This is a genomic window from Sphingobacterium sp. UBA7631 (assembly GCF_002483935.1).
Lineage (GTDB): Bacteria > Bacteroidota > Bacteroidia > Sphingobacteriales > Sphingobacteriaceae > Sphingobacterium > Sphingobacterium multivorum.
Genome location: NZ_DLIX01000007.1, coordinates 407,245 through 429,403, shown reverse-complemented (window position 1 = coordinate 429,403; position 22,159 = coordinate 407,245). Strand labels below are relative to the sequence as shown.

The 22,159-nt window shown below is 41.8% G+C and carries 15 protein-coding genes; 7 read left to right on the top strand and 8 right to left on the bottom strand.

All coding sequences use genetic code 11. The features are described 5' to 3' along the window. Window positions 1-209: 209 nt before the first annotated feature. The 7 genes from recG to B3P16_RS24260 form a co-directional block, all read right to left on the bottom strand. Window positions 210-2,315 carry an ATP-dependent DNA helicase RecG gene (gene recG, locus B3P16_RS13705; protein WP_286843291.1) on the bottom strand — a complete coding sequence of 702 codons (2,106 nt, stop codon included), beginning with the start codon at window positions 2,313-2,315 and terminating at the stop codon, window positions 210-212. Window positions 2,316-2,380: 65 nt separating this feature from the next. Continuing rightward, a complete protein-coding gene (locus B3P16_RS13700; RefSeq protein WP_070561326.1) occupies window positions 2,381-2,806 on the bottom strand; it encodes a hypothetical protein in 426 nt (141 codons plus the stop codon). A 304-nt stretch (window positions 2,807-3,110) separates the two neighbouring features. Beyond that, window positions 3,111-4,781, bottom strand: a complete 1,671-nt coding sequence (locus tag B3P16_RS13695; protein ID WP_070561324.1) for a RagB/SusD family nutrient uptake outer membrane protein — start codon at window positions 4,779-4,781, stop codon at window positions 3,111-3,113. A gap of 96 nt (window positions 4,782-4,877) precedes the next feature. Continuing rightward, entirely contained in the window at window positions 4,878-7,937 is a 3,060-nt protein-coding gene (locus tag B3P16_RS13690) for a SusC/RagA family TonB-linked outer membrane protein (protein WP_286710261.1), read from the bottom strand. A gap of 436 nt (window positions 7,938-8,373) precedes the next feature. Further along, window positions 8,374-9,297: an EamA family transporter gene (locus B3P16_RS13685; protein ID WP_286843289.1), complete on the bottom strand. Its 924-nt coding sequence runs from the start codon at window positions 9,295-9,297 to the stop codon at window positions 8,374-8,376. Between the two features lie 3 nt (window positions 9,298-9,300). Continuing rightward, complete coding sequence (locus B3P16_RS13680; protein ID WP_159333461.1) at window positions 9,301-9,687, bottom strand: RidA family protein; 387 nt, start codon at window positions 9,685-9,687, stop codon at window positions 9,301-9,303. A 12-nt stretch (window positions 9,688-9,699) separates the two neighbouring features. Further along, entirely contained in the window at window positions 9,700-9,831 is a 132-nt protein-coding gene (locus tag B3P16_RS24260) for a DUF6728 family protein (RefSeq protein ID WP_312128511.1), read from the bottom strand. Window positions 9,832-9,978: 147 nt separating this feature from the next. On the opposite strand from B3P16_RS24260, the gene nagA reads away from it, so the two are divergent. The 3 genes from nagA to B3P16_RS13665 all read left to right on the top strand — a co-directional run bounded on the left by nagA (window position 9,979) and on the right by B3P16_RS13665 (window position 13,543). Further along, on the top strand, window positions 9,979-11,088 hold the full coding sequence (nagA, locus tag B3P16_RS13675; RefSeq protein WP_286843287.1) for an N-acetylglucosamine-6-phosphate deacetylase: 1,110 nt from the start codon (window positions 9,979-9,981) through the stop codon (window positions 11,086-11,088). Between the two features lie 94 nt (window positions 11,089-11,182). After that, window positions 11,183-12,808, top strand: a complete 1,626-nt coding sequence (locus B3P16_RS13670) for a glycoside hydrolase family 10 protein (protein ID WP_286843285.1) — start codon at window positions 11,183-11,185, stop codon at window positions 12,806-12,808. 180 nt (window positions 12,809-12,988) lie between these two features. Next, window positions 12,989-13,543, top strand: coding sequence for an acyl-CoA thioesterase (locus B3P16_RS13665; RefSeq protein WP_046672667.1), 555 nt, complete (start codon window positions 12,989-12,991; stop codon window positions 13,541-13,543). Window positions 13,544-13,558: 15 nt separating this feature from the next. On the opposite strand, the gene B3P16_RS13660 is transcribed toward B3P16_RS13665, so the two are convergent. Beyond that, window positions 13,559-14,206: a DUF6266 family protein gene (locus tag B3P16_RS13660; protein WP_159333457.1), complete on the bottom strand. Its 648-nt coding sequence runs from the start codon at window positions 14,204-14,206 to the stop codon at window positions 13,559-13,561. Between the two features lie 594 nt (window positions 14,207-14,800). On the opposite strand from B3P16_RS13660, the gene B3P16_RS13655 reads away from it, so the two are divergent. The 4 genes from B3P16_RS13655 (at window position 14,801) to B3P16_RS13640 (ending at window position 22,137) form a co-directional block, all read left to right on the top strand. Next, the gene (locus tag B3P16_RS13655; RefSeq protein WP_286843283.1) at window positions 14,801-17,962 is read left to right on the top strand and encodes a SusC/RagA family TonB-linked outer membrane protein; all 3,162 of its coding nucleotides are present in this window, start codon (window positions 14,801-14,803) and stop codon (window positions 17,960-17,962) included. 12 nt (window positions 17,963-17,974) lie between these two features. Beyond that, the gene (locus B3P16_RS13650; RefSeq protein ID WP_159333455.1) at window positions 17,975-19,747 is read left to right on the top strand and encodes a SusD/RagB family nutrient-binding outer membrane lipoprotein; all 1,773 of its coding nucleotides are present in this window, start codon (window positions 17,975-17,977) and stop codon (window positions 19,745-19,747) included. 53 nt (window positions 19,748-19,800) lie between these two features. Continuing rightward, a complete protein-coding gene (locus B3P16_RS13645) occupies window positions 19,801-20,448 on the top strand; it encodes an N-acetylmuramoyl-L-alanine amidase (RefSeq protein WP_159333454.1) in 648 nt (215 codons plus the stop codon). Between the two features lie 444 nt (window positions 20,449-20,892). After that, entirely contained in the window at window positions 20,893-22,137 is a 1,245-nt protein-coding gene (locus B3P16_RS13640; protein WP_286843281.1) for an exo-beta-N-acetylmuramidase NamZ family protein, read from the top strand. Window positions 22,138-22,159: the final 22 nt, after the last annotated feature.

Below are 22,159 nucleotides of genomic sequence, written 5' to 3'. Positions count from 1 at the left end.
CTATATCATGTTCATAATGATGCAAAAGTAAATAAATTTGGTTTTATATACAAAAAAGATAAATTGTCTTCAAGAGCTAATTAACAACAATTCGTATCCTATTTATGTTGACGAGCGGCCTTTAGATTCCACTGTGCTCTGTTTATTCACTTAAACGCGTTGTTGATTTATTTGCTGGCCCCGTTTTTTATTTCGAAAATGACATACGATTAAGAAATCTTATCCCAGGCGATACCATCTGATTTTCTGGCGAGGAAGCTTCGGAGCAAATGATTCTTTTCGCTTTGGAGCGTCGGGTCTTCTTTGAAGATTTCGATAACGGTATTACGGCACTCAGTGAGCAACGCTTGATCTGTGGCTAAATTTGCCATTTTGAGATCAAGAACACCCGATTGTTGCGTTCCAGAGATGTCGCCCGGGCCACGTAACTGTAGATCGACTTCTGCAATTTCAAATCCGTCATTGGTACGCACCATGGTATCCAGCCTTAATCGTCCTTCTTTGCTCAGCTTATTGCCCGACATCAGAATACAGAAAGACTGTTCAGCACCACGGCCTACACGACCACGTAATTGGTGCAGCTGGGATAATCCAAATCGTTCGGAATTTTCAATGACCATCACCGATGCATTGGGAACATTAACGCCCACCTCGATAACGGTAGTGGCAACCATAATCTGTGTTTCGTGTTTGACAAAGCGCTGCATCTCAAAGTCCTTGTCTTTTACAGGCATCTTGCCATGAACAATACTGATCTTGTATTGTGGAAGGGGAAATTCACGCTGTAAGTTCTCCAAACCTGCTTCAAGGTAGATCAGGTCCAGTTTTTCGCTCTCCTTGATGAGGGGATATACCACGTAGACCTGTCTGCCCTTGGCGATCTCCTCGCGCATAAAACCAAACATCCGTAAACGGGAGCTTTCAAAAAAGTGAACAGTCTTAATCGGTTTACGACCAGCAGGTAATTCGTCTATCACGGAAATGTCCAAGTCACCGTACATGGTCATGGCTAATGTCCGTGGAATTGGCGTCGCTGTCATGACCAACATGTGTGGTGGGATGACATTCTTGCGCCAGAGTTTGGCCCGTTGTTCCACGCCAAAGCGGTGTTGTTCGTCAATAACAACGAAGCCCAGGTTCTTGAACTGTACCTTATCCTCGATCAGGGCGTGGGTGCCAATTAAAATATCTAAGCTGCCATCTTCCAGTGCCTGGTGGATCAAACGGCGTTCCTTTGTGCTTGTGGATCCTGTAAGTAGCTTGATATTGACGATGTCATCGCCCACGAGCTGCTTTAGTCCATGATAATGCTGTGTCGCCAGGATTTCTGTAGGAGCCATCATACAAGCCTGAAATCCATTGTCGACAGCAAGCAGCATGCTCATGAGGGCAACAACTGTTTTCCCGGAACCTACATCGCCCTGTACCAGGCGGTTCATCTGTGCACCTGTATTGGTATCTATGCGGATTTCCTTTACAACGCGTTTCTGCGCTCCTGTTAAAGGAAATGGAAGGCGCTCGTTAAAGAACGTGTTGAATTTTTCACCGACTTTATTGAACCGCTGGCCTCTAAATTTCTGTGTATTGAGCTGCTTGTTGTTGAGCAGCTTGAGCTGAATAAAGAATAGCTCTTCAAATTTGATGCGTTTGATGGCCTGGTTCAGCTCCTTTTGATCGCTTGGAAAATGGATGGAAGCGAAAGCCTGTTGCCTGGAAATGAGACCATGTTTAGCAAGCACATCCTGGGGAAGCGATTCGTCAATACTACGGAATACGGTTTCCAATGCAGTCTGTTGTAAACGTTGGATTCCCTTGGTATCCAGATTAAACTTTTTGAGTTTTTCTGTCGATGAATAAACCGGCTGTAAACTCATATTGCCGATCTGTTTTACCTGCGGGTTATACAGATCCATTTCGGGATGGGTAATGGATAGCTGGCCATTGAATTCGCTCGGCTTGCCATATATAATATAGGCGGATCCGACTTTCAATGATTTTTGAAGCCAGGGGATGGACTGAAACCAGACCAGTTCCATGGAGCCGGTCTCATCTTTGAATGAGCCAACAAGACGTTTCGTTCTCTTTTCGCCCACGAGCTGTAAAGAAACCAGACGGCCCAGCACCTGTGCAGCCATCATATCGGGATGAAGTTTCCGGATTTTATGAAACTCCGTACGGTCGATATAACGGAAAGGATACTGTGTCAATAGATCACCAATCGTAAATACCTGTAGCTCTTTTTTGAGTACATCTGCTTTTTGTGGACCTACACCTTTGAGGTATTCTATCGGGGTAATTAAACGTAATTCAGCCATTCTTCTTGATGGCTAAATTACGAAAAATTTATGCGTTTATGGAGCTGTTTCTTAGGCTCGAGTAACTATTTTGAAGCGGATTCTTCATATTTAATGTCCGCTTTTCCTTCTTTACAGATCACGCCCAATGGTTTGCGATAAGATATACAATTTATTTTGGGCGCCATCATTGGTTGGTATATTTCCATTAGTCGGTTGTTGTCATTGATCATGTTTTGCAAGGTTGTTTTGTCTACCGATTTATGATAGGGGAGGTAACTTGTTCCACATACTGTCCGTATTTCTATCATTTCCCATTCTGTGGCATCAGAACATGCTTTAGGGCTCGCAAAGGCAATGATTTTACTGTATTTTTCATCGGATAGGGATTCGAGTTCCTTTTCTGTTTTGTCCTTGTAGGGATTTTCTAAATGTGATTCTGATTTACAAACAACAAATAGCATGCAACATGCCAGGAGGGTGATAAAACCCAGGATTGAGAGATTTTTCATAATATTCTTCTTGGTTTTTTTAATTGAACGGGTAATTCTTTATCTCTGCTACAGGAACTTTCTATTAAGTTTTTGTTAAGAGAAATTTGATTTTGAAATCTTTTGTGGATGATTTCTGTTGTATTGTAGGTTCGAAACAACAATATGTTGGTAAAAATGTAGTTTTAAAACAACATAATTTAGTTGACTTGTAATATAGAAACAACAGTCTGGAAACTTTGATTAATTTTCAAGATATCATAAAAAAGGGGCAATCCAGCTATGGATTGCCCCTTTTTGAGATTTATCTCGGCTAATCTCTTGATTAGAAATTACCCTTATTTACATCCCACCAAAGTCTGGTACCGCCGTTGTCAGGTCCGCCCAACAAGGAGATTGCAGATTGTACTTCAGCTGCATTTGTATTGTATTCATTTTGTGGGAACGGTAAACGACGGATCTGTATTTTAGTATCGATCAGTCCACCGCTATTGTTGACCACAACAGGGAATAGACGCGGATATCCTGTACGGCGGAATTCACTCCAGGCCTCTTGTCCTTCAGGGAAGATCGCCAACCATTTTTGCGTAATGATACGTTCCAATTTTTCTTCGTTGGTAGCGCCCTCATTCCATTTGATGGTCAGTGCGCTAGGTGAAGCTGCGTTATTCTTCGCGTTGAAAGGATCCTCGTAAGCCGCTGCCTTACTTGTATTATCATTGAGATAAGTGCTTAACCCAGCTGATACACCCCATTGTGTAAAGGACGTTTCCACTCCTTTTTCATAAAGTGATTGCGCTGTTCCCCCAGCATTGTTCCAACCTCTCAATGCTGCTTCGGCACGGAGGAAGTAAACCTCAGCAGCAGTCATTAATATCGGTGCTGTAGTCGCTACGAAAGTTGGCGTTGTACCTTCAGTATTCAATGCCGATAGCTTTTGGTATTTATCCTTTTCGATGCCGTCTGCTCCTGCACGGATTCCGATATATTTTCCCGCGAAAGCTGTTGTTGTTGCGTCTTTAATGACGGGAGACATATACTTAGAGATACGAGGGTCGTTCAATCCGGTCATATAAGACGAAAGTGTCGCATTGATACGCGTGTCAGCCCAGTTTTTGGAAATAAACCAAAGTGGGTTGCTGTAGGTTCCGTCTGCTGGTACAGTGATCTTGAAGTTTTCGCTATTACTTTCCAATACACCGCCATTTGCTGGATCCAATGCTTTTTCAGCTTGTGTTTTTGCTAAAGTTGCATCGATTTTAACCAAACGCATCGCTAAACGAAGACGTAACGAATTGGCGATTTTTAGCCAATTTTTAAATCTGACCTGATTATCGGTATTCGGAAATACCAAATCGATCTGGTCTATTTTAGCAGCCATTGGGCTATCCGCTTTGTATGATTTTAATGCTGTTACAGCCTCATCGAGCTCTTTGAAGAAAGCAGCATATACATCGGATTGTTTGTCGTATGGAACAGTATTGGAGGTGCCTACTTTACTATAGGGGATAGGACCATAGATATCTGTCACTCGGCTGGCAGCTTCTACTTTGATCACCAAAGCCGAACCCCATAATGCAGGGTAAGTCTCTGCAAGTCCATTGCTTTTTAGCTTTTCAATAGATTTGATAACATTCAAATAGAGTACTTTAAATGGTTCTCCATTCCATCCATTTACCATGGCGTAATTCAGGTTGTTCTGCCCGCTATTAAACGGAGTAGGAGACATGAAGAAACCTGAAAATACATCCGCATTTAGATTCTGTTGTACCTGATAGGAATTGGGATCGCCCGCGCCCGAGAAATTGTAAATAGACATCTGTGCATTTCGCAAGAAAATGACAAGATCTTGGCCATCACCTTTTAAATCCTCATCCGTAACGCCAATGTTATTTTTGTTATAGTCCTCAAAATTCTTGGTACAACTACTTAAGGTGCCGCCAAGCATTAAAAAAGCGAGTGAGAACTTGGATATGTTTTTTATGTTAAATTTCATCTTTTAATCGTTTGTATTTTAAGACTATATAAAATATCCTCGTCATTTTTACCGATATATGTGTTTTTTAACGAGGGATATTTCATTGTTGGTCGTTTAGAAAGTCGCATTTAGTGTAAGACCATAATTACGTGTTGCCGGCATCATAAAGATATCCACCCCACTTAAGGAATTACCTGTAGACATCGTTACTTCAGGATCGAATGGAGCCTTTTTCGAAATATAGAATAGGTTTCTTCCTACAGCATTTACGCGAAGTTTTTTGAAGAAACTGTCTTTAATATTGAAGTCATAACCGAAAGTCAATTCACGCAACCGCACAACCGTTCCGTCGTAAATATATTGGCTGCTAACCGGACCCATACCAGCCGTGGAAGTGTACCATTTTTCGGCGTCCACTGTTGTTACGGCTTTACCGCTTGGTGTAACCCCATTGATGCTAACACCGCCATTGGCACGGGCGTCGCCACTCGCTTTCGAGACACCGTAACCGTCAAGCAACGCTTGCGTCACGGACATCACTTCGTAGTCAAATTTACCATCGATCAGGAAGCTTAAGTTGAAATTTTTATAATTGAAACTGTTGTTCCAGCCCATTTGCCAAATTGGGTTCGAATTTCCGAGTTTGGTATAGGTGTTGTTTTTCTGCGGAATACCGTCCTCGGAAATAAGAATCCTTCCTTGGTCGTCACGTATAAAATCTTGACCATAGATGTCTCCGAAAGAACCACCAACTTGCAATTTAGATGCAAAATTATTACGTCCCTCACCTGTTAGGGTAAATTCAGAAATACCGTCTGCAAGTTTTACAATTTTGTTTTTATTATACGTAAAGTTGAGGCTGGTTGTCCATTTAAAATTGTCATTTCTGATCGCATCCAATGATACCAATGCTTCTACCCCTTGATTTTGAATGTCGCCGGCATTAACTGCATACATGTTGTTGAGGGATGCATTTCCAGCTGCAATTTTGAAAAACTGATTGGTGGTGTTTGTTTTGTAATAAGTAACATCCACATTCAAACGGTTATTCCACATGCGCCATTCCGTACCGATCTCCAAGGAAGCCGTTTTTTCTGGTTTTAATTCCTTCAAAAAGGCAATATCATTCACGGTTAGTACCGCATATGGGTCTACCCGGTTGGTAAGCAAGGTAGTGTAAGGAGGAAGATCATTTCCGACTTTTGCGTATGAACCCCGAATTTTGGCCATATTCACAAATTCAGGTAGATTAAGCTTGTCGTTCAAAACGATGCCCAAACCGACCGACGGATAAGCGTATGGGTTTTGCGGTGTATAGGCTAATGTGCTCGACCAATCCCAACGCGAAGTCAGATCCAAATAAATCCAGTTGTCATAGGCTAAGTTAGCCGATGCAAATACCGATTGCAATTGTCTTCGGTTTGCAGACAATGTCGAAGTGACCGGAGTTGTCGTATTTTGGATAAAGAACTGATTGGGAACTTTGAGTCCATCTTTGCCGCTGGTAAAATCTGTACCTTCTGTTTTCCAGTCGGTGATACTCGTTCCAACCAATCCTGTAATTTGTAATTTATCGCCAATATTAAAGTTCATGTTGGCCGTTAAATCACCGTATTGTTGGGTGATCGTGGTATTGGTATAGCTATAAGCTCCATTTTCACGCGCTAAAATGTGCTGTGTGCCGGCATAAGCTTTCCGGTCCCATACTTCGCTGGTACGGTCTACACTACCGCGGGCCTGCACGCTGATCCAAGGTGCAATTTTGTATTTCGCACTACCATTCAAGAGCAAACGATTACGTGTTGAACGTGTAGAATTACGGTTCATAATCCACCAAGGATTTTGTTGGGTGGTTTCGTCGTCCGAAAGCGTAAACCAGTTTTGATCGTAAAGATTACGGCCTGTGTTGAACGTTTCGAAATTTTTATAATCCGCAATATTTAAGCTGCGAGGTAATAGGTAGGTTCCCACTAATGGATTATAATAGAAACCTGAAGTAGGTGCATTATCTAATTTTTGCGTAATGTAATTGGCACTTCCTTCAACGGTCAGCTTATTATCAAAGAATGAAGCACTTTCCTTGAGATTGAAGTTGTGACGCATCAGGTCATTTTCTGGAAGAATACCTTTTGCAAGGGTATTGGCATAAGAAAAATACGTTTGGTTTTTCTCGTTACCACCTGACAAAGTCAATGAATTGGTGAAGTTGCTACCCGTACGGAAAAATTCACCTAAGTTATCATAGTCGGCACCATTGGTTTTGTCGCCCCAGCTAAATACACTGGTGTTACTGTTTTTGCCACCTGAACCTTGACCATATTGGCTTTGGAATTTCGGTGTCGATACAGCCTGTTCGATCTGTGCACTTGAGGAGAAGTTGATCGTTGTGCGGCCTTGTTTACCTGATTTCGTTGTTACCAAGATAACGCCGTTGGCCGCTTGGCTACCATATAATGCCGCCGCGGATGCTCCTTTTAATACGGAGATATTTTCGATGTCTTCTGGGTTGATCAATGAAATAGGGTCGCCACCATCACGTTGTCCGCCGAAAACGTTGTCTGGCTGGCTTGCTAATGTCTGATTGTTGATCGGAACACCATCGACAACATAAAGTACTTGATTGTTCCCAGAAGCCGATTTGTTACCACGCAAAATAACTTTTGCTGAACCACCTGGTCCAGAAGAGCTGGAAGCAATGTTAACACCTGCAACTTTACCGTTTAAATTATTCGCCAAGTTGGTGCTTTTAACTTTGTTTAATTCGTCACCACTGACCTGTTGTGTAGAGTATGTTAATGATTTTTGTGCACGGCTAATACCCAAAGCAGTAACGACCACGCTTTCCAGTTGCTGTGTCTGTTCGTCCAGACTTACCGTCACTGTCGTTTCGCCAGGACCAAGAGTTACCGTTTTGTTTTCATAGCCGACCGTACTGATGTTTAATATGCGGTTTTTGTCATCGACATTGATCTGGAATGCACCTTTAACGTCCGTAGAACTTGCGTTGGAAGTGCCCAATACTTTGATCGTGGCACCTGGAATAGGAGCTTTGGTTTTAGCGTCTACAACAGTTCCCTTTACTTGGCTGGTTTGCGCGTGCAATAAAGATGCTGAAAAAAGTATTGTTGGAACAATACCTAACACCCTTAATGTAGAGTATAATTTGTTATTCATATAGTATATGTGTTATATTCAGTTTTTTATATACATATTTTCATAACGGTGAAATTTTAATGAAATGGGCTAATTCCATTTAGCATTTTGGTTAGAAGAGAAGATATTGAATAATCGGGGGGCAAAATAAGTGATTATTTGTAATAGTGTGTTTGCTATTCAATACCTGTTATAAGAAAAAAGAGCGGTATGATTTCCCTTAATAAAGATCTAATTTACTATAGTTGAGCAAAAATCAAAAATTTTATGAAACAAAAATGATACACTTTAACTGTTTTTAGTGTTTAATATTTTGATAATCAGTGTATTTTGTGTTTTGTCATTTTTTTTGTCGCATTTTAGCTGGTTGGTGGATATGAATAAAATAACTGTTTTCTGCTAGAAACTGGCCATTCCATGTGGATGAAGTTTCCTATTGCATTGGGTATCATTGTGCTTAACCGCGTGATGGCCTTGCAAAAACCTGTTTGATGTTTGCAGCATTAAATAGCATGATCGCAACCAGTATAATTCCGTAAGCGACATATTTGATTGGAGAAACGGGTTCTCCGAAATAGGTTGCAGCCAAAGTAAAAGCGATCAGTGGATTAATATAGAGCAGAACGCCAGTCGTTGTTGATGAAATGCCAATGAGTGCATACATGCTCAGGAATAGGGGGATAATCGTGAATAGCGATGCGATAAGAACTATGGTGCTCCAAAATATGGGGTCTGTAGGAATTGCATGATGATTATAGATTAGTTTGGGGATCACAAATAATGCACATATACTGAGCTGGACCACCAATTGATTGAGTTTATCGAAACCCGTAGATACCCGTTGTACGATCAGATAAAAAGCGTAACAGGTGGCAATAGTGATAGCCCATAGGACATCATGAAGCGAGCCATTTGCAAGGAGGCAAACGCTGCCAAAGGCAATAAAAAGCGCTGTTTTTTGCCAGTTCGTTAGCTTTTCCTGGAGCATGAGATAGGCACCCGCCGCCGTGATCAGGGGGCAGGTCAGGTAAGCCAATGCCGCAGACTGAATGCTAATATGGTTGACCGCATAGATATAAGTAAACCAGTTGCCAAAGATTAACGCCGAAGCGAGGAAGGTAAGACAAATTTGACGGATCTTGCCCACTCGAGGTAGAAGCTGAAACTTAAGAATATCAGCTTTAAAGGTTTTTCTTCGAAACAGCAGCAGGTATATCCAAAGGATCAGGAGCGCAGTTATTATTCTAAAATAGAGAAGATCCTCGGCCGGATAGACGCGTATCCAGCGTACAGGGATAGACATAAAACCCCAGATAAAAGGGGCCAAAAAAGCCGCGAAAAGATATTTTCCGCGGCTTGCTGTTTCGTTGTTATTTTCCACGGATTAATCTTTCCAGGCAATGACCGAAATTTCGACATTTACATTCTTAGGAAGGGTTTTTACCGCAACACACTCACGTGCTGGTTGCGCTTCCTTAAAATATTCGGCATAGACTTCATTGACTAAGGTAAAATTGCCCATATCACTTAAGAAAATCGAAGCTTTGACAACATCTTCAAAAGTATATCCCGCATTGGTCAAGATAGCTTCTACATTTTTCAGTACCTGATGCGCTTCGTCTTTCACACCCGATGAAATTAATTCCATTGTTTCGGGAACCAGAGGAATTTGTCCAGAGACATATAATGTATTACCGGCTTTGATTGCCTGGTTATATGGTCCTATTGCAGCAGGAGCTTTGTCGGTATTTAAAATTTCTTTTTTTGACATGGATAACAGTGTTTAGGAAGTAAAAAATATTTTGTAGATCAGGCCCAATAAAAAGACAATAATGGCCGTTGCATTAATAATATGCATAGCTTTTATGCTGCCATTTGTGGGGCGATCGGCGTTACGCTTTCTAAAGAAGTACATGGAACTAAGTTACAACAGTAAATTAGAAAGTGAAAATGAAAAGATCAAAAACTTTGAACGGATTTCTTGTAGGCTACGAAACAAAATCTTATGCAAGTGACAGGTTTTTTTTGAATTTTGGTAACTTGGTAATGAAATAGAATTTATATGAATAATAAGATAGCATTAATTGGTGGCAAAATATACACTGGTGAGTCGATTTTGGAGCAAAGAGCATTGCTGATCAGCGAAGGCAAAATTGTAGCGATTGTCCATGATGATGAGGTGCCTGCAGATTATACCAGTTATCCAGTCGGCGGGTCTAATATTTGTGCTGGGCTGATTGACCTTCAATTGTATGGTGACGGATCGGACTTGTATTCTGCCGAACGTAGTGTAGCCTCTTTGGAACGCATCGCTGAGGGTTTGGTCCGTAAAGGCACAACTTCTTTTATGATGACCTTAGCGACCAATACCATTCCCGTATTTAAGGATGCCATTCGGGTGGCAGAAGGCTTTCGGCACGATGCATTTTTAGGATTGCATCTGGAAGGTCCCTTTTTGAATCCTAAAAAACGGGGTGCGCATCCCGCGGAATTAATTATCGAGCCTACAAAGGAAAAGATTGACGATCTTTTGTCCGGAAATCAGGTTGTCAAGATGATGACCATTGCGCCAGAATGTATCGCTGATGATATCTTACAGCATTTGCAGGGCTATAATCTATTGCTCAGTGCCGGACATAGTGATGCGACTTTTGAGGAAGGTACCCACGGTTATGATCTGGGGATTCCAACAAGTACCCACCTGTTTAATGCCATGTCGCCGTTACATCATCGCGAAGTCGGGTTAGTCGGCGCAATTTTTAATCATCCGACTGCACAAGCAAGTATTATTGTCGACGGACATCATGTCAGCTTTGAAGCCGTAAAAATTGCGAAACGTCAGATGGCTGAGCGGCTGTTTATGATTACAGATGCTGTAGCCGCCTGCGATAAAGACATCTATCATCACGTATTGAACGATGGCTATTATTCCCTGCCTGATGGCACCATCTCAGGAGCGGCAATCTCCTTGCTTGAGGGGGTAAAAAATGCTGTGCAAAAAGTTGGTATATCGCTTGATGAAGCGATCCGAATGGCAACACGGTATCCCGCAAATCTTTTAAAAAGGACGGATATTGGAAACCTCAATCAGGGGAGCATAGCGAATGTCATTGTCTTTAACGACGACTTTAAGCTGAAGCAGGTGATCTTCAAAGGAGAGTTCAAGCGTTGATCTATGTCGGAGAAGATTAACCGATTGGCCGTGATTGACTAATATTATATGTATCTTCGTTCGTTATTTTGAAAAAACACTATTCTATAGCTTGATGAAACGTTCCCTATTATTTTTAGCGACAGCACTTTTTGTTTTATCTTCTTGTTCATCCAAGAAAAATAAAAAACAAGAGCCTGTCAATACCACAATTACAAATGTCGAAATTGTAAAAAAAGATCCGCCTTCGGTACCCAAGCGCGAACGGGTGAAAAATACAATTGAAACAAAAGAACAGCCGGTTGCAGAAAAGAAGAAGGAAATTGTTGTTGATCTTCCGGTATTACCGCGCGAGTTTCGCGCCGCTTGGGTGGCTTCTGTTGCCAATATCAATTGGCCGAGCAAAAATAACCTGAGTACCGCCGAGCAGCAACAGGAAGCAATTGGTATTTTGGATTTTTTGAAAAACAATAATTTTAATGCTGTTGTTTTTCAGGTGCGTCCATCAGCCGATGCATTTTATAAAAGTGATCTTGAACCCTGGTCTTATTTTTTGACAGGTACAGAAGGACAGGCACCTTCCCCTTATTATGACCCGCTTGATTTTTGGGTTGAGCAGGCGCATAAACGAGGAATTGAGCTGCATGTTTGGTTGAACCCTTACCGTGCTCATCATACTGCTGGCGGTGCTGTTACTTCAGCTTCCATGGCACGTAAAATGCCTGAGTCGGTTGTCAAATTGAAGCAGGGCTATTATTGGTTTGATCCTTCCAAACAATCTACACAGGACCACGCTGCACGTGTGGTTATGGATATTGTCAAGCGTTATGATATCGATGGTGTACATTTCGATGATTATTTCTATCCTTACGCGGAATATAATGGTGGACAGGATTTCCCGGATTCGGATAGTTACAATGAATACAAACGTAATGGCGGGGATCTATCACGCGGAGACTTCCGCAGAAATAGTGTGAATACCTTTATCGAACGGATTTATAAGGATATTAAGAAAGAGAAGAATTTTGTAAAATTCGGTATCAGCCCCTTTGGTATCTGGAAACCGGGTTATCCGTCAGGAATCCAGGGATCTAGCCAGTATGATATGCTTTACGCAGATGCTAAATTATGGTTGAACAAAGGCTGGATAGACTATTTTGCTCCCCAGTTGTATTGGCCTATACAGCCAGCCAGACAAAGCTATACGGCTTTGTTAAAATGGTGGGAAAGTGAGAATACCATGGGACGCCACCTTTGGCCGGGCATCAATACGGTTGGCAGACGTGGTCCGGAATATGTTCAGGAAATTGTTAATCAAGTGGAGGCAGCACGTACGCTATTGCCTGATAACCGAGAAGGGGTGATCCACTGGAGTCTGGCAGGGCTTACCAAAAACCCGGCCATGACACAAGCTTTGGTGAATGGGCCTTATCAGGTGAAAGCATTGGTACCAACAAGTCCTTGGTTAAATGCAAATCCTTTGTTGAAACCTACTTTGCTGGTAACTCCACAGGGGGGTACTACTTTTGTGAAATGGCAGCACCAGCAAATTGATCAGGTTGCAAAATGGGTATTGTATCTCAACTACGGTGGCGTGTGGCAATATGAAATATTGGAGCCTGGGGTTACAGGTAAGGACATCCCAACGACATTGAACAACAAAAAACTACAGTATGTTGCGGTAAAGGCTGTTGACCGTTTGAGCAACGAAGGTCCTTATGCCGCAGAGAAGATAAAATAACGAGCTGTTGTTTCATCAACGCGTAAAAAAGGGATATCTGAATTTTGGATATCCCTTTTTTGTATCATTATCTATCGGTAATGGTCAGGACGAACCTTCTGTTGGCGCGTGTACGTAAGCCCATGTGATTCATTCAGGTTTTGTTTTGAATTGTAATCTATCCAAAGTAAATTTATGGGTATGGAAGAAATCTATAAAACGGTAAGCGAATCTGTGATTCGGATGTCACAGCTGATGTTGCCCTCCAATGCTAATTTTGGCGGTAAAATTCACGGCGGTTATATTTTATCTTTGATGGATCAGATCGCTTTTGCGGTGGCATCTAAATTTTCTGCACATTATTGTGTGACGGCCTCCGTTGGCAAAGTTGATTTTTTGAAGCCTATTGAGGTGGGCGAATTGGTGACATTGATCGCTTCTGTGAATTATGTAGGTAACTCTTCTATGGAAGTCGGTATTCGGGTAGAAGCCATGAATATTCAGACGGGCGAAACCAAGCATTGTAATTCCTCTTATTTTACGATGGTGGCAAAAGATGAAACAGGCAAGCCCGCCCGGGTGCCAAGGTTAATATTGGAGACCGAAAAAGATGTATTTCGTTTCTACCGCTGTGTGGTGAAGATGGAAGTCGACAAAGAAAGAGACCGTGCTATTCATGATCTGGAGACAGATTCTGCGGAGCAGCAGGCCTATATCAAGCAGCATTTTGATGTGAAGATCAGTCTGAGCTCCTAGGCCTTCTTTCCTTTCTTACCATTCAAATGTCCCTAGATATTTACTGTCTGTGCATTCATCGCTTCCGTCTGTTTTGTAGAAAAATACATAGACATGATAGTTGCCGACGGTTTGCTGTCGGGATAGGATAGCTGTCTGTGTTTTATGCGTAAGAGGATTCATGCTTTCATTTGTGAAAGCGCACTCATCGGGATTGTATAGCAGCAAACGGCAATTACTCGAGCTGATGTTATGTTGTGATGCAGTATCTGCATCATATTCCCAGGTGAGTGTAAATGTTCCTGTCTCTTCATCTACCTGAAATGTATGGGTGGAAATGGGATTGGGGGTTCCTTTACTCACGCGAAAGTTTTCAAAATTGATGACATAGCCAGTTGCCGTTTTTTCTACGGCATTATTGAGGTTGTAAGACATCGCATTGCCATATGCTTTCTTCTCGGGGTTATAATTTTTAAATCCGACCCGTATTAAATCTAGCATTGGGGAGATAAATTTTTGGATGAGGGAGAAACGTGACCTTGATTGAATTTGATCTGCAGAAGGTTTTTTTCTACTTTTCTTAGGTAAGCCCCTTGCATAGGTTGTATTTCCATTGGTAACAAATACTACTGATCCTGCTTTGCCCGAAAGCGTGCCATTGGCACCGTTTTTAATGACTGCCATAATCTAAGTTAATTGCGATTGATTTTTCTTTAAGTTACAAAATAAATAGGTATTGATCAATAGTAGATTCAACCTTTTTTCGGATTTACAACGAATCTTGAACGGAATTTAGTCGGACTTTATTCGCTTGCAACCGAAGAAGCACCGAAGGAGTACCGAAGAAGCACCGAAGAAGCACCGAGTAATCTCCGAATACAGTAGCTAATAATTAGTCTAAAATGGCGGTGTAAATCGAATATTCCTTTGCATAAGCACGCTGTTATGTGTTGGATGCTGCATGCTATTGGTGGTTTTGTTGTGCTAATGTTTGTTTTCTGCTATCAAATTCGGTGAAAAGGTCTTGCTAAATGCTTTTATAAGATGTTTTGGTTTTTATTTTGCTGTGCTATGCGTTTTTGTATCTGTTTTTATAGGAATTAATGGTTTTTTTGCTGTCAGATTGTGCGTTAATGTGTTTATTGTTATTTCTTTTTCAAATAATTATGCATAAGCTTGCAAAAATAGGAAGCTTTTCATACTATTGTGTAGTAATTGATATAAACTTAGGGTTGGAACCGCCCGTTATGGAAAATTATTAACAACTAACTAAAAACCATGAATAAAAAAATTCTCTTATTCTGTTCAGGGGTGATGCTGTCAACCAGTTTATGGGCACAGACCAAAACTGTAACGGGTAAAGTGACGAATGCTTCTGATGGTGGTACAATGCCTAATGTAACCGTAAGCATCAAAGGTAAATCTGTCAGTACACAAACTAAGCCTGATGGAAGTTTCACCATCAATGCGGAGCCAGGCGATATTTTGATTTTCAGAGCCGTGGGTTCTCAGGAAAGACAACAACTGGTTGGGACAAATGCAACGATCAATGTTACGCTTTCTGGCAGTGAGGAGGCGCTTGAAGAGGTGGTTGTGACGGCCATGGGAATTAAGAAGGAAAAAAAGGCGCTTGGCTATGCTGTTCAGGACATAAAATCGGATGAGTTGATGAAGAATAAGACGGCAAACGTGGTTAATTCATTGGCAGGGAAGATTGCAGGGGTTAATGTAACACAGGCTTCGGGTTCTGCCGGTGCCGGAGCGCAGATTATTCTTCGCGGCGGAACTTCTCTTGAGCGCGACAACCAGCCCTTGTTTGTTGTAGACGGTGTGATCTACGATAACTCTACGGTTATTGGAGGAAATAGTGCCTTCGATGGCGCTCAAGCAACAGCAACCTCTAACAGTAACCGGGTGATGGATATTAATCCCGAAGATATCGACAATGTGTCGGTGTTGAAAGGTCCGGCTGCGGCAGCCTTATACGGGTCAAGAGCTGCTGCGGGAGCTATTATCATTACGACGAAAAAGGGACAAGAAGGGCGTACGGAGATTGGTTTTTCAAGTAGATTTTCAAATAATTGGGTGAATCGCTTGCCAGAGCAGCAAGGAAAATACAAACGTGGCTATTATAACAGTGCGGGTGTACTGGATGATTATACCACGCAATCCTGGGGCGAAAAATTTGGAAGTAATGATGTTGTTTATAACAACGTGAAAGATTTCTTCCAGCATTCGACGGTATTTGACAATACCGTTAATTTATCCGGCGGAAATAAAAATGGATCATTCTATTTGTCTGGTTCCCGCTTTGATCAAAAGGGTATCGTACCTAATACAAGCTTTGATAAAACCACGTTCCGCTTTAATGGGGATCAAAAATTTGGTAAACTGACGGTGGGCGCTAATGTGGGGTATTCGCTGGCAAATACAGATAAAACCCTAACTTCTGCGGGGCTATGGGGATCAGGTGGTACAGGAGCGATGGAGTCCCTGTACAGCTGGTCAAGAAGTGATAATATGAAGAAATACCTCAACGATGACGGGTCGAAGTATCGGATGTTTGAAGGCCGCCAGCCGCTAGAATCTGATGTCGAAAATCCATACTGGACAATCAATAAAAATATTTTGGGCGATAACACTGAGCGTATTACAGGTAGTATCAATGCAAGTATGCCCATCTTCGATTGGTGGAGCCTGACCTATCGTGTCGGGATGGATAGTTATCTGACTAAAAACTCAACTATTATCGGTGAAGGTGGTGCAATTAAGAAACCTTGGCAAAAAGGTATGATGTCGGAAAGTGATTTCAAATACAACTATTGGTCTTCCAACATCATGTCCAATTTCAATAAAAAGGTAGGTGATTTTGATTTAGGCGCTTTAGTGGGATTTTTCTCGGAACAAACCAAGACGACAACAAACCGCCGTATGGGCTATCATTTTGAGGTAGACAATTTTTACAGCTTCGAAAATATAGCAGCAGCGAATAAACAGTTCGCAGTAAACAATACAAAAAAACGTCTTTTTGGTTTGTACGGTGAGTTAAGAGCTTCATATAAAAATATGTTGTTTTTGAATGTTACGGGAAGAAATGACTGGACCTCGACGTTACCATTAGACAATAGGTCTTATTTTTATCCTTCTGTTGGTGGTAGCTTTGTGTTTACCGAACTCATGAAAGACAGTCGCCCAGACTGGTTGGATTTTGGAAAGCTGAGAGCTTCCTGGGCGCGCGTGGGTAAGGACGCAAATCCGTATGTAACCAATACCTACCTTTGGAAGCCTGTTGAATATTTAGGTGGAATTGTAGGCGCGGGAAATAACTGGCAGAAAGGTAATCCGTTTTTGAAACCTGAAACAACAGGTTCGTTTGAAGTCGGTGCTGAATTGCGCTTTTTTAAGGGGCGATTGGGCGTGGATTATGCCTACTATACCAATAATTCCTATAACCAGATTCTGTCTCCACGTTTAGGACAATCGACAGGATATATTTTCATCTCAGTCAACGGTGGCGATATCTACAATAAAGGGATGGAGTTGTCCTTAACTGGTAAGCCGATTGTGAAAAACGACTTTGTTTGGGAATCTACGTTAAACATGTCCAGAAACAAAGGGACAGTAGATAACTTGCTCGCAGGGGTCAATATTTTGTATGTCACAGACGTGCAGGTAGGGAATGCGAAAGCTGCATCCTTTAACGGAGGAAACTTTATGGGGATCTCAGGTTCGCAATGGACCCGTACACCTGATGGAAAAGTTGTTTTGGACGCTAATACGGGTATGCCAACAAGTGACAACCAGACGACATATAATATCGGAAACCGTGAGCCTAAGCTGACAGGTGGATTCAATAACAGCTTGACTTATAAAAATTTTAATCTGTCCTTCCTGTTTGATTTCCGTATAGGTGGCGATATCTATAACGGTACAGATTATGCGATGACGATTAATGGAATGAGCAAGCGAACCGAAGATCGTGATCAGCTGATTTTGGACGGAGCCATCCGTAACGGCGGAACAAACGACGCTCCGGTGTACGAAAACAAAACATTCACTTTCTTGGCCGACCAGATGTACACGATTAAAGGTGTGTCAACAAGCGGACGGAAGATTATCCAAGATTATTGGAGTGATTTCTACGCCCGTGAAAGTGCGAACTTTATGGTGAAAACAAACTGGTTGCGCTTGCGGAATATCTCGATGTCCTACAACTTTTCGGACGGTGTCCTGAAGAATGCCGGTGTTTCCAAAGTGGTAAAAGGTCTTACAGCTACTTTGACTGGTACTAATCTTTGGTTGTTGACCAACTACAAAGGGCTTGATCCGGAGGCCTCCGCTGCCGGATCTGGTGTAACGGGATCTAGTTCGGTAGGTATTGATTACAACGGTGTGCCAAGTACAGCCGGTGTTATGTTTGGTTTAAATTTTAGATTTTAAGATAGAAAAGTCATGAATAAATATAAGAGAATAGTCTCATTTCTGTTGGTTCTAACTTTATTTTCGTCCTGTAGTAAGAATTGGTTGGATATCAATATAGACCCGAATACGCCATCCAGCACCGTGGCTTCGGTCCAGAGTCGTTTGGCTTGGATACAGCATTATTATATGTATGCACAAGGGACAGCGGGGACACGGGCGGGGTTTGTGACACAGCAACTGACATTTGTCAACGGTACTGCATCAAACAGTATGATTGCTGGCTGGAACCCTGCGGCAGGTATGTCGACCACACCTTATCAGTTTTTCTTTGTCGGTGCAGGGGCAAATTTTAAGGATATGGAAGATAAGGCTACGGCCGATAAGGCTTACCATTATCTTGGTGCATTGCATGCTATCCGTGCCATGGGTTTTATGCTAATGACGGATTGGTATGGTGAGATGCCTTACACGGAGGCCTTGGGTACCATCATAACGCCAAAATTTGATGGTGGAAAAGTGATTTTCGAAGGTTGTCTTGCTGATATTGATAAGGCAATTGAATACTTTAATATGACGCAGCCTGGCACTGCTGCTCCCTTGTCGGCCGGCGACAGCTGGAATGGTGGCGATGTAAGTAAGTGGCTGAAGATGTGTTATGGCTTAAAAGCGCGATGGTTGAATAACCTATCGAAAAAGAGCGCTTTGTACAAACCGGATGATGTATTGGCGGCGTTAAATAAGGCTGCCACTTCGGTGGGAGAAAGTACAGTAATAACTCATATGGATGATGCGACTGATAATATCGGGGATATCCTATTTGCAGATCCTGTAAAAACCTCTATCGTTTTTAATAATGCGGGTATGAATACCAATACTTTGGTTACGAAATGGTATGAGAATTTATTAACCAATTTTGACAATAAAGGCATAGAGGATCCGCGGGCAGACAAATTATTGCCTTGGGCAGAATACGGTTATCCCAAAAAGATGATCCGTTCCAAGGGAGTAGATATGCAGTCTACTATCCGCATGAACTCCGGGCCTATAGCGTCCTCTTATAATGATAAAGATGTGGCTATTCAGAGTAATGGCCGTACGGTAAACCCACACTCCTGGTATATTAACAGTGCCAATACAGCACGTTGGGGAGATACCGTTTATGTATCCATTAAAAGTAGTTCCAAGGGATATGACAGCGATGTGTCAGATACCTATAGATGGAAAGATGGTACCGTGGCTGCTTCAGGTACATTTTATTCGCGTCCCGATGCGCCTACCCATCTGGTTGCATACCCCGAAATGTGCTTTATTAAAGCTGAGGTCTTATTTAATAAGGGAGATAAAGCAGGTGCCTTCAATGCCTATAAAGAGGGAATTAAAGCACATATTGACTTAATGAATATAAAGCTGGGTTCTTATGCAGACGCCAGTCCGAGCAAATCGCCAATGACCCAGGCCAAGATCGATAATTTTCTGAACAATGGCATTGGTACGGCGGGAGATATTACATTGGCTAAAATTATGACGCAAAAATTTATCGCACTTTCGTTTTCACAGCAAAACTGGAATGATATGCGTCGCTATGATTTTAGCAGTTCAGTCTATCCCGGTTGGTCAGTTCCCTATGAGTACACGGTGACCGCAGCAGCACAAACTAAAATACCGCAAGGAAAGCAGTTCAGAAGAGTACGTCAGGTTTCGCATGAGATCAACTACAATTCCGATAATTTAAAAGCATCTCATCCGAATGCGTTAAATGACGATATCTGGTCATTCCCGGTTTGGTGGGATACTAAAGAATAATTTTAAATTTGAAAGCCGCAACTGCGGCTTTCTTTATCTAGTTTGTTTTTGTTATGAAATATTGTATTAATTTCCTTCTTCTTTTTATACCATTTGTGCTTTTTGCACAATCACCCAAAATTATTCAAAAACCGATTACCTGGGATAAGGACCGTATTCAACTTTCATTGGAGTACCTCAAAAATCGGCACGGTCTATCGCAGTCGACTCCGGTTATCCATCCCAAAATGGTGGTAGTGCATTGGACCGCGAATAACAGCGTGAAAGCGACCTTTAATACATTCAATCCTACGCGGCTTCCGGGGCGTCCGGAACTGACCAAGGCCAGTGCCTTGAATGTATCTTCGCAATTTGTCATCGATCGTGACGGTACGATTTATCAGTTTTTACCAGATTCTATTTTTGCACGGCATACCATAGGTCTCAATTATTGTGCAATAGGGATAGAAAATATAGGTAGTCGCCAGAACCCACTGACTGATGCACAATTGAAAGCGAACGAAGAGCTTATCCGTTACCTCAGTAAAAAATATCCCATCGAATTTGTTTTAGGTCACCATGAGTACCAACGTTTTAAGAAAACAAGCTGGTGGAAAGAAACTGATCCCAATTACATCACGGGTAAAGATGATCCGGGAGATAAATTTATGCATGAGCTAAGAAAGCATCTTGTCGATCTGAAATTGAACCCCCTACCTTAAATCATGCCTAATCGAAGAATTTCGTTCTGCAGGTAAATTGCGTTTTCCTACAGGAATAAGTAATAAGTGTGCAATTGGTGATCGTTTTGCAATATATTTTGCTGGTTTGCTGTATTTTGCTGCATTGTTAATAAAATGTTAATTGTATTTGATTTGTTACGTGAGCGTGTGCTCTGCACACTTACTTATTTTGCTTTTTAATCGTCTGATTTATTGTAATCGACTGTTTTTCAGTTTGTTGTAATGTATTTTTGCTTTCAGTCTCAACTAATATATTGCGGTTTAATTCCTGTTACAGAAGTAATTTGTAAGTGAATACTTACTTTCTTTTGCGTTTTTATGTTGCTTTAAGTTTTAAAAACGAAAAGTTCTACTTACTTTTATTCTGATTTTCAATTATTCGTGCATAAAACTGCAATTTGTGCATGATCTAAGAGTCTATTTATGATGAAAAATGCCTTATTAAAGCTATCCTTTTTAATTTCTGTTGTTGCTTGGGTTTCCTGTGGGAATTCGTTGAAGTCTACGCAAGCGAGCAAAACCGCAGTAAACAGCATGACCGGCCGGGTAACGAGCCAAGTTGTTATTCCGGGTGCAGATCAACTTACGCTGTATTTACCACAACTAAAAGGTAAGAAAGTGGGAATAATGGGAAATCAAACTTCCATTGTAGGGGCTGATAAAAAACATCTTGTCGATGTCTTGATCGATAATAAGGTTGATTTGAAGTTTGCCTTTGCGCCTGAACATGGTTTCCGCGGGAACGTTGAACGTGGTGAGAAGTTTGGGAATGATGTTGATCAAAAGACTGGTTTGCCGCTGTTTACATTATATGGAGGTAATAAGAAACAAGATTCTATCGTCAATTCAATTGATGTGATGATCTTCGACCTGCAGGACGTCGGGGCACGCTTTTATACATACATCACTTCTTTGCACCGTGTAATGGAATTATGTGCAAAGCATAATAAAAAATTAATTGTACTGGATCGTCCAAATCCGAATGGCGACCAGGTGGATGGACCTGTAAGGCATGATGATAAGTTTAAATCAGATGTTTCCTGGCATAAAATAGCCATGATCCATGGTTTAACAATCGGCGAACTGGCGCAGATGATCAATGGAGAGCGCTGGCTTGAGCATGGCCGCCAGGCCGATATAACGATTGTACAGGTCAAAAATTGGGATCATAATAGCAGGTATGAGCTGCCAGTCATCCCATCGCCAAGTCTGCCAAATTATCTTTCTGTTCGGTTGTACCTTTCACTATGTCTTTTTGAAGGTACGGATATTTCGGTAGGTCGGGGCACGGATTGGCCGTTCCAGGTATTAGGTTATACAAATCCGGTCTATGGCTCTTTTACGTTTACACCGGGCGAACGTCACGGTATGTCCAAACATGTGGAGGGTAAAGGAACAGTCAATTATGGTGTTGATTTGCGCGGTCTGGATGCTGATCATCAAAAATTTACCTTAAAATATCTGTTGGACTTTTATCAAAAGACACCTGATAAATCCACTTTCTTCGCGCGGCCTGAATTTTTTGATAAGCTTGCGGGGACAGATCAATTACGTAAGCAAATCCTTGCCGGACAATCTGAAGCTCAGATTCGTGCTTCTTGGTCCGATGACCTGAAAGCCTATAAGCAAATGCGTAAAAAGTATCTGCTTTATACTGATTTCGAATAGCAATAACTAACAATATTAACTA

Coding starts and splice junctions, on each gene's coding strand:
- recG (WP_286843291.1), bottom strand. CDS start 2,315: ATGGCTGAATTACGTTTAATTACCCCGATAGAATACCTCAAAGGTGTA.
- B3P16_RS13700 (WP_070561326.1), bottom strand. CDS start 2,806: ATGAAAAATCTCTCAATCCTGGGTTTTATCACCCTCCTGGCATGTTGC.
- B3P16_RS13695 (WP_070561324.1), bottom strand. CDS start 4,781: ATGAAATTTAACATAAAAAACATATCCAAGTTCTCACTCGCTTTTTTA.
- B3P16_RS13690 (WP_286710261.1), bottom strand. CDS start 7,937: ATGAATAACAAATTATACTCTACATTAAGGGTGTTAGGTATTGTTCCA.
- B3P16_RS13680 (WP_159333461.1), bottom strand. CDS start 9,687: ATGTCAAAAAAAGAAATTTTAAATACCGACAAAGCTCCTGCTGCAATA.
- B3P16_RS24260 (WP_312128511.1), bottom strand. CDS start 9,831: ATGTACTTCTTTAGAAAGCGTAACGCCGATCGCCCCACAAATGGCAGC.
- nagA (WP_286843287.1), top strand. CDS start 9,979: ATGAATAATAAGATAGCATTAATTGGTGGCAAAATATACACTGGTGAG.
- B3P16_RS13670 (WP_286843285.1), top strand. CDS start 11,183: ATGAAACGTTCCCTATTATTTTTAGCGACAGCACTTTTTGTTTTATCT.
- B3P16_RS13665 (WP_046672667.1), top strand. CDS start 12,989: ATGGAAGAAATCTATAAAACGGTAAGCGAATCTGTGATTCGGATGTCA.
- B3P16_RS13660 (WP_159333457.1), bottom strand. CDS start 14,206: ATGGCAGTCATTAAAAACGGTGCCAATGGCACGCTTTCGGGCAAAGCA.
- B3P16_RS13655 (WP_286843283.1), top strand. CDS start 14,801: ATGAATAAAAAAATTCTCTTATTCTGTTCAGGGGTGATGCTGTCAACC.
- B3P16_RS13650 (WP_159333455.1), top strand. CDS start 17,975: ATGAATAAATATAAGAGAATAGTCTCATTTCTGTTGGTTCTAACTTTA.
- B3P16_RS13645 (WP_159333454.1), top strand. CDS start 19,801: ATGAAATATTGTATTAATTTCCTTCTTCTTTTTATACCATTTGTGCTT.
- B3P16_RS13640 (WP_286843281.1), top strand. CDS start 20,893: ATGATGAAAAATGCCTTATTAAAGCTATCCTTTTTAATTTCTGTTGTT.